This window comes from Lacisediminihabitans sp., from assembly GCF_043726815.1.
GTDB lineage: Bacteria > Actinomycetota > Actinomycetes > Actinomycetales > Microbacteriaceae > Lacisediminihabitans.
Genome location: NZ_JAYSJZ010000023.1, coordinates 40869 through 52845 on the forward strand (window position 1 = coordinate 40869; position 11977 = coordinate 52845).

The following is an 11977-nucleotide window of genomic DNA, read 5'->3' on the forward strand; positions in this document are numbered from 1 at the left end:
CGGAAGTCTTTCGGGGCGGGCGGGAATGAAATCCGACACCCGTTGTTAAGTTGAGTCAAAGGCACTCAAGTTTCACCGGGAGGTCCAATTGCCTAACAACTCCGAGCCCGAGGACGTCGGCGGAAACTCGTTCGACGAGTTCCTCGCTCGTTACCTCGAGGGCGAACGCTCCGCACAGTCCGGGCGTTCGATCGACATCAGCCGACTGCTCAGCCGTCGTTCCCGTGAGGTACTCGCGGAGGCCGGGCGATTCGCGCTCGAGCACGGCCAGAATGAGCTCGACGCGCTCCACATCCTCCGGGTGATCGCCGAACGCGAGCCAGCCGCCGAGGTGATCAGGCGCGTGGGTTCCGACCCGGCCAAGGTTGCGCACGCCGCCGAGCAGCGGCTGCCCGCGACATCCGCCGAACGCGCCACCGCGGCGCCCGCACTCACCCAGTCCGGGCAGCGCGCGCTGTTCCACGCCTATCAGGTCGCCCGGGCATCCGGCTCGACCTACATCGACCTTGAGCACCTCTTCTTCGCCCTCGTGATCAACCAGGACTCGCCCGCCGGCCAGGTTCTCGCCGCGGCCGGTGTCACGCCGGAGTCGCTGCAGTCCGGCATGCGGGAGACCGTGAGCTCCGGCGAGGCCGAGCAGTCGAGTGCCGAGGCGGAGTCCCAGACTCCGACGCTCGACAGATTCGGCGTCGACCTCACCGCGATGGGCAGGTCGGGTGAACTCGACCCCGTGATCGGCAGGGCCGATGAGATCGAGCAGACCATCGAGATCCTCTCGAGGCGCACCAAGAACAACCCGGTGCTCATCGGCGAGGCCGGGGTCGGTAAGACCGCGATCGTGGCCGGGCTCGCCCAGGCCATAGTCGACGGCGCCGTTCCCGAGCAGCTGCGCGACAAGCGCGTGGTCACGCTCGACCTGCCGGCGATGCTGGCGGGCACCAAGTACCGCGGTGACTTCGAAGAGCGCCTCACCACGCTCATGGACGAGATCAGCGCGCACAAGTCCGAACTCATCGTGTTCATCGACGAGTTGCACACCGTTGTCGGCGCCGGCGGCTCCGGGGACGGCGGCATGGACGCCGGCAACATCCTCAAGCCCCGGCTGGCCCGTGGCGATCTGCACCTCATCGGCGCCACCACGCTCAAGGAGTACCGCTCGATCGAGAAGGACCCGGCCCTCGAACGCCGATTCCAGCCCGTGCAGGTGGGCGAGCCCGGCATCGAGGATGCCGTGCTGATCCTCTCCGGACTGCGCAAGGCGTACGAGGAACACCACGGGGTGACCTACACCGACGACGCGATCCGCGCCTCGGTGGAACTGTCTGCCCGCTACGTGACCGACCGTTTCCTGCCGGACAAGGCCATCGACCTCATCGACCAGGCCGGCGCGCGACTGCGCCTCAGGCTCGGGTCTCCGATGGACGTCTCCGCCCTGCTCGAGGAGCTCGCCACGCTCGAGGGCGCGAAGAACTCCGCGGTGGCCGGTGAGCACTACGAGGAGGCCTCGAGGTTGCGCGATGAAATCGAGGCGGTGCACGGCAGGCTCGCCGCGGCGACGCCGTCGACTTCCGACGCCGCGGCGGTGGTGAACGAGGCGGAGATCGCGGCGGTCATCTCGCGCGCCACCGGCATCCCCGTCAATAGGTTGACGGAGGTCGATCGTGATCGCCTGGGCCGACTCGAGGCCGACCTGCACGAGCGCGTGATCGGACAGGATGACGCGGTGACCGTCGTCGCCAAGGCCGTGCGCCGCAACCGCACGGGCATGGGCGACCAGAATCGACCGGTGGGCAGCTTCCTGTTCCTCGGGCCGACCGGAGTCGGAAAGACGGAGCTCGCGAAGTCACTCGCCGAGTCGCTCTTCGGCGACGCCAAGGCGATGCTGCGCTTCGACATGAGCGAGTTCGGCGAACGGCACACCGTGAGCCGGCTGGTCGGTGCCCCTCCCGGATACGTCGGCTACGACGAGGCCGGGCAGCTCACCGAGCGGGTGCGACGCAACCCGTACGCCGTGGTGCTGTTCGACGAGATCGAGAAGGCCCACCCCGACGTCTTCAACCTGCTGCTGCAGGTTCTGGATGACGGGCGGCTCACCGATGGCCAGGGGCGCACCGTGGACTTCCGCAACACCGTGATCATCATGACCTCCAACCTCGGGTCGGAGTTCCTGGCGAGCCGGGGAGGGCCCCTCGGGTTCGTCGCGAGCGACTCGGCGAACGGCTTCGGGTCCGACAAGGACCTGCGGGACCGGGTCATGGGCAAGCTGCGCGAGGCCATGCGGCCCGAGTTCCTCAACCGCATCGACGAGATTGTGCTGTTCCGCAAGCTCGAGACCGCCCAGTTGCACGACATCGTCCGGCTGCTGATTAAGGCCACCGAGGCGCGGCTGCTGGCCCGCAACATCGGCCTGACCGTGTCTGATGAGGCCGTCGACTGGATCGCCGACCACGGCTACGAGCCCGAGTACGGCGCTCGCCCGCTGCGTCGGGTGATCCAGCGAGAACTCGACGATCGGATCGCCGATCTTCTCGTGAGCGCGCAGCTCGAGGACGGCGGGGGCATCAGCGTAACGGTGAACGACGATCGCCTGACGGTGCTTGTGCGCCGAGAGGCCGGGCTGCCGCTCGCCGCCTGACGACCGACAATCGAAGCCGCTCGCGCGGGGATGGTGTGCGCACCACCCCCGCACGAGCGCTTTTGTGTTTCGGCGCAGATACCGCGTCGTCTCGTTACGTGCGCCCGGCGGCCCCGGGCGCCTTCGCGAGCCAGAGCGCGAGGAGAGCGGGAACGAGCCCGAGGCCGACCAGCGCGAGGGTGGGGATCCTGGAGAGAAGCAAGAGCCAGGTGATCATGACCACGAGGCATCCGGCTGCCGCGAGGGGCCGGCGGGCCAGGACTGCCCAGCCGCGCCGCGCCGTCTGCCGCACCCCGGCGCCATCCGGGAGCGTCGGGGCGGCGGCGAGGGTCGCGAGGTAGGCGCAGAAGGCGAACCCGCCGAGGGGGAGGAGCAGGGCGAGCGCGGCCGTTCGACCCCAGCCGTTGGCGGAGGCCCAAAACAGCAGCGAGAAGACGTACATCACCGCGAGTATCGGCGCGACGAGGCCGGGCACCCAGTAGGTGCGCCACGATCCGCCGAACCGGGAGAAGAAGACCCGCGCCGTGTCCGACCGGCGCTCGACGAGCACGTCGTGGATCGCGCGCTGCAGGGCGACGGACGCGGGCAGCACGGTGACGATGGCCGCGGATACCGCCAGCCAGTAGAGATGCAGCAGGAGCAGGTCGCCGACAATCGTGGTGGCGGAGAACAGCCGGCCGCGCAGGCGCGCGCCCCTGGCCGACGCGGAGGACTGCGCTGGGGTGGCCATGACGTCGCCTCCCTTCTGCACCGCGGGAGCCGCAGCGGTGACTCACCATGCTAGCGAGGGAGAACCCCGATCGCGCCAGATTCGGAAGACGTTTTCCGAGATCGGGGCAAGTCCATGGCAACGGTGTTGACCGGCGGCGGAAACCACCCTAGGGTCAGGGATAGCGCTTTCCCACGGCCTGTCAAAGGAGACAATGATGAAACGCAGCACCACTCTCGGCGTCGTCGGCACGGCTCTCGCCGTGGCCCTCGTGCTCGCAGCCTGCACCTCGACCGGCGGTGCGAAGGAGGGGGCGAAGAGCGTGGATCCGGCGAAGGCCACCGGCACCATCCGCGTTCTCACCCCGGCGTACCCGGCCAGCAACGAAGGCAAGGCGGCATTCCAGGCGGTCGTCGACAGCTTCAACAAGACCTACCCCAACGTGAAGGTCGAGCCGGACTTCGCCACCTATGCCACCCTCAACGAAAAGATCTCCACCTCGATCGCCAGTGGCGCCGGATACGACGTGCTGGTGACCGGGGTCGGCTGGGTTCAGCCCTTTGCCGCCAAGAACGTCTTCGAAGACCTGGGCAACCACGGCGTCACCAAGAAGACCCTCGGCGAGAAGTCGACGCCCGCGCTCATCCCGGCATCCACCTACAAGGACAAGATCTACGCCTGGCCCCTGACGGCGGATGCCCGCGCCATCGGATTCCGCAAGAGTGCGTTCATCAAGGCCGGGCTCGACCCGAAGAACCCGCCGACCACCTTCAAGGGCATCAAGGCGGCGGCCGAGAAGCTCACGGAGCGGGACTCCGCCGGCACCATCACCCGACCCGGCTTCGACTTCAATACCTCGCCGGGAAACTACCGCCAGGCCTTCGTGCAACTGCTGGCGGCCAACGGCAAGGACCTCTACGTCAACGGCAAGCAGAACTTCGACAACAAGCAGGGGGTCGAGACCCTCAACTGGATGAAGAGCATGATCAACCACGTGCAGCCGTTCGGCCAGCAGAACGCCGCGCTCAAGCCCATGACCTACACGAACGATGCGCCGATGGGCTTCGTCGGCGGCAGCATCGACTGCTCGGACGCCGGAGTCGGCCAGGCCAACTGCGACGACCTCGGCTTCTTCCTGCTCGACAACACGAGAGAAGTTGAGATGGTGGGCGGCAACCTCGCCTCGGTGGGCGCCAACAGCAAGAACAAGGACCTGGCCTGGGCGTTCATCAAGTCGATGAGCACGGATCCCGCACTCGAGGCGATGGCCAAGCTCAACAACCAGATTCCGGCCACGGCGAACGCCGCTGACTCCGCCATCGTCAAGTCGAACGCGCTGAGCAAGTTCGTGGCCAAGAACCTCGGCAAGGCCATCTACGAGGGTGGCGCGACCAACTGGCTCGAGGTGCGCACCGACTTCAACTCGTCGGTCGACGACGTGCTGCTCGGCAAGCGGGACGCCGCCCAGGTGCTCGGCGAACTGGCGACGAAGTCGCGATGACCACGACCCTGTCGAAGCCCTCGGCGGCCGGGGTGGCGCAGCCGCCCCGGCCCGGGCGCTCTGCGACGCCTCGGCGTCGCAGTTCGGTGGTCTCACGCCAGAAGCGGGCCGGCTGGTGGATGATCGCCCCGGCCCTGGTGCAGTCTGTGGTGTTCATCACCGTTCCCACGATCGCCGCGGTGCTTCTCGCCTTCACCGACTACAGCTTCTCGGGCGCGCCGAACTTCATCGGCGGGGCCAACTTCGTCGAACTGTTCGGGGACATCCGCTTCAGGACCGCCCTCGTCAACACCGTGCTCTATGTGCTCGTGGTGGTTCCGGTGTCGATGGCCATCGCCCTCGCCGTGGCGATCGCCCTCAACCAGAAGATCCGGGCGCTCGGCGCCTTCCGCACCGCGTATTACTTACCGGTGGTCACGGCCACCGTCGCCGTCGGCACCGTGTGGCTGTGGATCTTTAACTCGGGCTCCGGCCTGGCGAACGGGGTGCTCGCGCTCTTCGGCCTCTCGCCGGTCGGCTGGCTCACCGACCCCGACCACGCGCTCACCTCCCTCATGGTGGTCGGCATCTGGCAGGGGCTCGGCGCCAAGATGATCATCTATCTGGCGGCCCTTCAGGGGGTGTCGCCGCAGCTCGTCGAGGCGGCGAACCTAGACGGAGCCAACCGTTGGCAGGTGTTCCGCTTCGTGACCTGGCCGTCGCTCGGCCCCGCGCAGTTCTTCGTGCTCATCACCTCGATCGTCGGCACCTTCCAGGTCTTCGACCTCGTCTACGTGATGACCAAGGGCGGCCCGGGACTCGCCACGAACGTGCTTGTCTTCGACGTGTACAACAACGCCTTCGGGAGTCTGCGGCTCGGCTATGCCTCCGCGGAGACCGTGATCATGATGATCCTGATCGGCGGCTTCATCATCATCGGCCGACGACTGCAGGGAGCGAACACCCATGACTAGCCAGTCCACCGCGGTGCGGGCGATGCCGGGCGCCGTCATCCCCCCGCGGCGCCGCAAGAAGAAGATCACGATCGGCCGGGTGGTGCTCTACCTCGTGCTCACCGTCGGCGCGTTCCTCATGATCGCCCCATTCCTCTGGATGATCCTCACGGCGTTCAAGAGCGAGCTCGAGGTGGCGGAGTTTACCTGGCTGCCCGCCGTGTGGCGGTGGGACAACTTCGTGGGGGCGATGCAGACCGCGCCCTTCCTGCAGTACTTTCGCAACAGCCTGTTCATCGCCGTGGGGGAGACGGCGGTGACTCTCGCGATCTGCACCATGGCAGGCTATGTGCTGTCGAGCATCCCGATCCGGGGCAGCAAATTGCTGCTCAACTACTTCATCACGCTGCTCATGGTGCCGTTCCAGATCATCCTGGTGCCACTCTTCCTGATCGTGAAGTCCGTGCCGCTGTTCGGCGGCAATGACATCTTCGGCCAGGGCGGAACGGGCTGGTTGAACTCCTGGTGGGGGCTCATCGTGCCGCTCGCCGCCGCGCCGATCTTCACCTTCCTCGCCCGCCAGTTCTACGTGTCGCTGCCGTCCGAGCTCGCCGATGCGGCGCGCATGGACGGGGTGGGGGAGTTCGGCATCTTCTGGCGCATCATGACCCCGCTCGTGAAGCCTGCCCTCATCACGATCGCGGTCTTTCAGATCGAGGCGGCCTGGAACGGGTTTCTCTGGCCGCTCATGATCACGACCACAGACGACCTGCGACCCCTCCAGCTGGGCCTGGCGATCTTCTCGCAGAACCCCGCCAGTATCCAGTGGCCGTATCTCATGGCGGGAACGGCTCTCGCCACTCTTCCCATGGTGCTGCTGTTCGTGTTCGCCCAGAAGCAGTTCGTCGAGGGCATGGCCAACGTGGGACTGAAGGGCTAGACGCGGTGGCACAGGGCAGGGAGAGGCCGCGCGTCGCGTTCGCGATGAGGTCGGATGAGCTGGCCGCGACGGTCTTCACCGCCCACGCTCTCGCGCGCCTCGCGCGGGTCGCCGATATCGTGGACGACCGGGTGCTCACCGAGTTCTCGAGCGAGCGCGCACGGCGGGTGCTGGCCGACATCGACGTGCTGATCACCTGCTGGGGCAGCCCGGTGATCGACGCGGGAGTGCTGGATGCGGCCCCGCGGCTGCGCCTCGTCGCCCACTCCGCCGGCACCGTGAAGGGCCACCTCGAGCGGGCGGTGTGGGAACGCGGGATCGCGGTGACCACGGCGGCGCAGGCGAACGGCGAGCCGGTGGCCGAGTACACGCTGGCCTTCATCCTGCTCTCCGCCAAGGGCGCGCTGGCCTCGGCGCAGGACTTCTCCCGGCTGCAGGACATGACGGCGAAGACGCGGATGCCGGGGCAGGTGGGAAACCTGGGCAGCACCGTGGGAATCATCGGGGCATCGCGGATCGGGCGCCGCGTGCTCGAGCTGCTCGCGCCGTTCCACCACCGACGGCTGATCTCCTCGCCCGATCTCTCGCCGGCCCAGGCGGAGGCCCTCGGCGCCACCCTCGTGTCCCTCGAGCGGCTGATGGCGGAGAGCGACGTCGTGTCGCTGCACGCCCCGGTTCTGCCGTCCACCATCGGCATGATCGGCCGCGCCCAGTTCGCCGCCATGAAGACCGATGCGACCTTCATCAACACCGCGCGGGGAGTGCTCGTGGACCACGATGCGCTGCGCGAGGAGGCGGGGAGCGGACGGATCAACGCGGTTCTCGACGTGACCAACCCCGAGCCCCTGCCAGCCGGAGACCCGCTCTACGACCTGCCGAACGTCGTGCTCACGCCGCACATCGCCGGGTCGATGGGCAATGAACTGCCGCTCATGGGCGACTTCGCCGTGGCGGAGGTCGAGCTGTTCGCCGCCGGTGCGCCGCTCAACTACCCCGTGACGCTGGCGGATCTCGAGCGGATGGCGTAGCGAGCGAGTCGACCAGGGCGCGGTACGAGAGAACCTGCAACAGAGGAGCGGAACATGACACGACCGAACGAAACACGACTGACCGCATCGACGCTGGGCACGCCGGGGGAGCGGCTGGACACGGTTCTGGGCTGGCTCGGTGACGCGGGCATCCGCGCAATCGAACTGCGGCTGAGCGCCGGAGAGTTCGCGGACCCCGCGATGACCGGGCGCGAGCGTCTCGACCTTCGCGCCAGGCTCGACGATGGTGGTGTGGCCGTCTCCGGCATCGCGAGCTACGTGCGCGTCGCCTCGGACGCGAACGACGAGATGGTGACCGGCGCGCTCGCCCACGCGCTGCAGTTCGCCGCCGACCTCGGCGCGCCCGTCGTGCGGGTGTTCCCCGGCGCGCCGACCCACCCGGCGGCCTACGACCGCCTGCCCGAATTGATCGAGCCGCAGGCCGTGGTGGACGAGCGCGCCGCGCGCCGGCTCGACTCGGTGTCGGCGATCGCGACCGACCTGGGCGCGTATCCGGTGCTCGAGACGCACGATTCGCATCCGAGGGGCGAAGACATCCGGCGAATCCTCGACGTGGTGCACGGCCCGGTGGGTGCGGTGTGGGACCTCATGCACCCCTGGCGGGTCGGCGAGCCAATCGAGCGCACCTGGGAGTTGCTCGCGCCCTGGATCGAAGACGACCGCGGGGGCGTGCAGGTGAAGGACGCGAACCTCCCCGGCGACGCGACCCCGCTCGCCATCGGCGCCGGGACGCTGCCCACGGAGGAGTTCGGCCGCCTGCTCGGCTCGTCCGGATTCCGCGGGACCGTCTGTCTCGAATGGGAGCGCACCTGGCATCCGGATGCGGTCAGGCTGGACGAGGCGCTCGTGTCGACGAGGGCGTGGTACGACCGCCACTTCGCCGCCGTCGCGGTCTGAGGGGACGATCGACGGTGTCCGACCACCACGATCTGCTCCTGCACTACAACGGCTGGCTCTTCTGGCGCGAGGCCAGCGACGACGAGAAGCACCGTCAGCTGTCCTACCAGCGGTCGATCGCCGAGCGCTCGGCCGCGCGGTTCGGCGAGGCCGTCTTCGTGTCAGAGCTCGCGATGATCGCACCGGATGCGCTCACGCTCGGCGCGCGGTCCTACGTCGCCGCGCACGCGTACCTGACCGGCACCATCGAGGCCGGGGACGACTGCACGATCAACGTCTTCAGCGTCGTGCGCGGCACGATCACCCTCGGCGACGGGGTGCGGATCGGCGCCCACACCTCCCTGCTGGGCTTCAACCATTCGATGGACCCCGATCTCCCCGTCTTCCGTCAGCCCATCGTCGAGCGCGGCATCGTGATCGGCGACGACGTGTGGGTCGGCTCCAATGCGGTGATCCTCGACGGGGTGACGGTGGGATCGCACGCCGTGATCGCCGCGGGAGCCGTCGTCACTCGCGACGTCGCCGAGTGGGCCATCGTGGGCGGAAACCCGGCGCGGTTCCTGCGGGACCGCCGCGTGCCGAAGGCCCCGGAGTCGGGCGGGCTCGCCGGGCGTCTTGCCGACTTCGGCGACCGCGCGCGAGCCGACGCGGACGCGATCCTCGCGAGGAGCTGGGAACCCGAGGCCCTCTCCGCGGACGGCGAGAGCCCCGGACGCTACGTCGATGCGCCGGGGGAACCGGCCGCGCTGCGCCCGCACGCCGACGCCGTGGAGATCGGGATGCTGCTGACCGGCCGCCCGCCGCGGCAGCTGCCGGCCGCCGAGCACGCCAGAAGGCTCCGCCAGAACCAGGACCCGGCCACCGGTCTCACGCCCGAGGTCGACGTGGAGGGACGCCACGGCACGGCTCCGACCGCGTTCACCGATGGGGCGGCCCAGTACCACGTGCTCAGCCTCGGCTACGCGCTCGACCTACTCGGGTCGAGCCTCGAGCATCCGATCGCAGCGGTCGCGCGGATGACCCAGGCCGACATCGTCGACTTCTGCGAGACCCAGCCCTGGGCGTCGGCCGGCTGGTCGGCCGGTGCCGCGATCGACAGCCTGGGCACGTCCCTGTTCCGCAATCTGGAACGCGACGGCGCCGATCGGGCCGCCCGGCGCAACCTGGACACCCTGATCGGCTGGCTGCACACGCACGCCTCCCGCGACACCGGGATGTGGAGCGCCGCACGACTGTCGGACGGCCTGCTGCAGCCCGTGAACGGCTTCTACCGAGCCTCGCGGGGAACGTTCGCCCAGTTCGGCCTGCCGATTCCGCACGCCGAGCGGGTGATCGATACGGTGTTCGGCCAGCTCGCCGACGACCGCCACTTCGGGCCGGGGCGCACCACCGCCTGCAACATGCTCGACGTGGCGCATCCGCTCTGGCTCACGCGGCACACGAACCATCGCCGCGGGGAGGTTCGCGCCTTCGCCGCGGAGGGCATCGACCAGATCCTCGGGCGGTGGGTACCGGGCGCCGGTTTCGGGTTCCGGTTCGCCCCGCCGAGCGGGCCGAATGCGGTCGAGCACATGCCTGGTCTCCAGGGCACCGAAATGTGGCTCGCCACTCTCTGGTACCTCGCCGATCTCCTGGGAATCTCCGAGTCACTCGGCTATCGGCCCGGCGGGGTGCATCGTCCGGAACCCGGCCACGACCTCGGCGGGTGACCGGCGGCTCAGTCGCCGCGCAGCTTTTCCTTGGCCTCGTTGCGGCGGTCGACCGACTCGCGCTCCGCCTCGGCCTGCTTCACCTTCGCGTCCGCCTTGAGCTCGGCGGCCTTGTCCTTCACCGTGTCAACGGCGTCTTCCACTGCGCGGGCCGCACGGTGGGCAGCGGCCTCCGCGGTCTCCTTGGCGTCTTCGATGAATCCCATGGCGATCTCCTTCCGTCCCTCGGGCACCCGAGGTCGGGCCCTCGGTAGAGGGTAGGACGCCGGCGGCACACTGAGACGTGCCGAAGGTCCCACCCTCTGCCCGAGTGCGGTCGCGACAGTGCCGCCGGTCAGCCCTGGTCGCTGATGGCGAAGTGCACGGAGCCGTCGTCCTCGGTCTTAGCGTCGAGGATCTTGCCATCGAGGGCGATTGCCGCGTTCTGCTCGAGGAACACCTTGGCCCCGTCGCTCTCCACGACGGTGTCGTCTGGCTCCGGTGCGGGCGTGATCGCGACGGAGAACTCCGAGCCGCCGATGGGCTCGGTGCTGATGCGCAGGCCCGCGGCGTCTGCGTCGGCGTTGCGCTCGGCGATGGTCTTGACGGCGGTGCTGGCTGAATGCGTGAGTGTAAGCATGGTTATTCCCTCTCGGTTGCCTGCGTTGAAGGGGGCCACGCTTCCGCATCCGCCGCGGGCATGCAAGCCCTGAGGAGGACTGTGCGGCAATTCACACCTTCGCCGCAGCCTCGAAATCGCCCACCGACGGCCACCCGGATCGTCTCCGCGGCCCGCGCACCAGTACCCTCGATAGGGTACCGACCGATGGGAAACCGACTCTGTGACTGATTTCAGCTTGCGCCTGCCGAGCACGCGGTTCCGCGCCGTGCTCAACCTCGGCGAAAAGCGTGCGGCATCCATCGCCCTGCCGCCTCGCTTCTCCACGCCGGAGCTTTTCGCCGACTGGGATGACGACGAGGCGACCAGCGCGATCTACGTCGCCTTCGACGACGGTCAGCTTCATCTGGAGTGCCGAGGGACGGACGTCGCGTACCACTTCCACCGCGGGGAGGACGAGGCCAGCGACACGAGCCCCTGGCCCGCGGCAGACACCGCCGTTCTGCTGGAGTGGGGCACCACCCTCGCGCTCGGTTTTCACGAGCTGATGCCGGACCTCATGGACGAGATCGAGGAGGCGGGCGCCTGGCACGACGCCGGCTACTCGATCTACGTCTGCGAGACCGAACCCGCCCAGCTCGACCTGCTGGAGGTGGAGGTGGAGGGGGAGCTGCTCACCCTGCCCTGGCTCGGGGCCGGACACGTCGACAACGAGCACATCGACGGCGACAATCATCCGATCGCGCTCTTGTGGACCCCGGGATCGGATGACCCGGACCAGCCGATCGCCGAGGCCTGGCTGGACCCGAAGACCGAACACCCGGTGACCCGCGCCCTGCCCGGGGTGGACTGGAACGCCGTTGGGCTGCCGGCCGACGAGGTGCAGTCCTGGCTCGAGGGGATCTACCTCAACCACCACGTGATCCCCGACGCCCAGAGCGCCCTCCTCGCCGCGGTGCTCGAACGGATGGCGGGGGTCGACGGCGTCGACGCGTCCTGAGTACGTT

General features: G+C 68.5%; 10 protein-coding genes and 1 pseudogene. 8 read left to right on the top strand and 3 right to left on the bottom strand.

What is annotated here, in order from left to right:
- Positions 1-88 precede the first annotated feature (88 nt).
- Positions 89-2635: an ATP-dependent Clp protease ATP-binding subunit gene (locus ACHZD8_RS02495; RefSeq protein WP_394768546.1), complete on the top strand. Its 2547-nt coding sequence runs from the start codon at positions 89-91 to the stop codon at positions 2633-2635.
- A gap of 94 nt (positions 2636-2729) precedes the next feature.
- Here the strand turns inward: ACHZD8_RS02495 and ACHZD8_RS02500 are convergent, their stop codons facing one another.
- The gene (locus ACHZD8_RS02500) at positions 2730-3365 is read right to left on the bottom strand and encodes a hypothetical protein (protein ID WP_394768547.1); all 636 of its coding nucleotides are present in this window, start codon (positions 3363-3365) and stop codon (positions 2730-2732) included.
- 193 nt (positions 3366-3558) lie between these two features.
- Between ACHZD8_RS02500 and ACHZD8_RS02505 the strand changes: the two genes are divergently transcribed.
- The 6 genes and pseudogenes from ACHZD8_RS02505 to ACHZD8_RS02530 all read left to right on the top strand — a co-directional run.
- A complete protein-coding gene (locus tag ACHZD8_RS02505) occupies positions 3559-4845 on the top strand; it encodes an extracellular solute-binding protein (RefSeq protein ID WP_394768548.1) in 1287 nt (428 codons plus the stop codon).
- Entirely contained in the window at positions 4842-5798 is a 957-nt protein-coding gene (locus ACHZD8_RS02510; protein WP_394768549.1) for a carbohydrate ABC transporter permease, read from the top strand. The genes ACHZD8_RS02505 and ACHZD8_RS02510 overlap by 4 nt, the downstream gene beginning before the upstream one ends.
- On the top strand, positions 5791-6717 hold the full coding sequence (locus ACHZD8_RS02515; protein ID WP_394768550.1) for a carbohydrate ABC transporter permease: 927 nt from the start codon (positions 5791-5793) through the stop codon (positions 6715-6717). The genes ACHZD8_RS02510 and ACHZD8_RS02515 overlap by 8 nt, the downstream gene beginning before the upstream one ends.
- 5 nt (positions 6718-6722) lie before the next feature.
- Positions 6723-7745, top strand: coding sequence for a hydroxyacid dehydrogenase (locus ACHZD8_RS02520; protein WP_394768551.1), 1023 nt, complete (start codon positions 6723-6725; stop codon positions 7743-7745).
- A 54-nt stretch (positions 7746-7799) separates the two neighbouring features.
- Complete coding sequence (locus ACHZD8_RS02525) at positions 7800-8663, top strand: sugar phosphate isomerase/epimerase family protein (protein WP_394768552.1); 864 nt, start codon at positions 7800-7802, stop codon at positions 8661-8663.
- 413 nt (positions 8664-9076) lie between these two features.
- Positions 9077-9235: pseudogene (locus ACHZD8_RS02530) on the top strand (DapH/DapD/GlmU-related protein); the annotation flags it as partial.
- A gap of 1145 nt (positions 9236-10380) precedes the next feature.
- Here ACHZD8_RS02530 and ACHZD8_RS02535 read toward each other — a convergent pair.
- Both ACHZD8_RS02535 and ACHZD8_RS02540 read right to left on the bottom strand, forming a co-directional pair.
- Positions 10381-10578, bottom strand: a complete 198-nt coding sequence (locus ACHZD8_RS02535; protein WP_394768553.1) for a hypothetical protein — start codon at positions 10576-10578, stop codon at positions 10381-10383.
- Positions 10579-10706: 128 nt separating this feature from the next.
- Entirely contained in the window at positions 10707-10991 is a 285-nt protein-coding gene (locus tag ACHZD8_RS02540; protein WP_394768555.1) for a HesB/IscA family protein, read from the bottom strand.
- 202 nt (positions 10992-11193) lie between these two features.
- Here ACHZD8_RS02540 and ACHZD8_RS02545 point away from each other — a divergent pair, with 202 nt between their 5' ends.
- Positions 11194-11970, top strand: a complete 777-nt coding sequence (locus tag ACHZD8_RS02545) for a hypothetical protein (RefSeq protein WP_394768556.1) — start codon at positions 11194-11196, stop codon at positions 11968-11970.
- Positions 11971-11977: the final 7 nt, after the last annotated feature.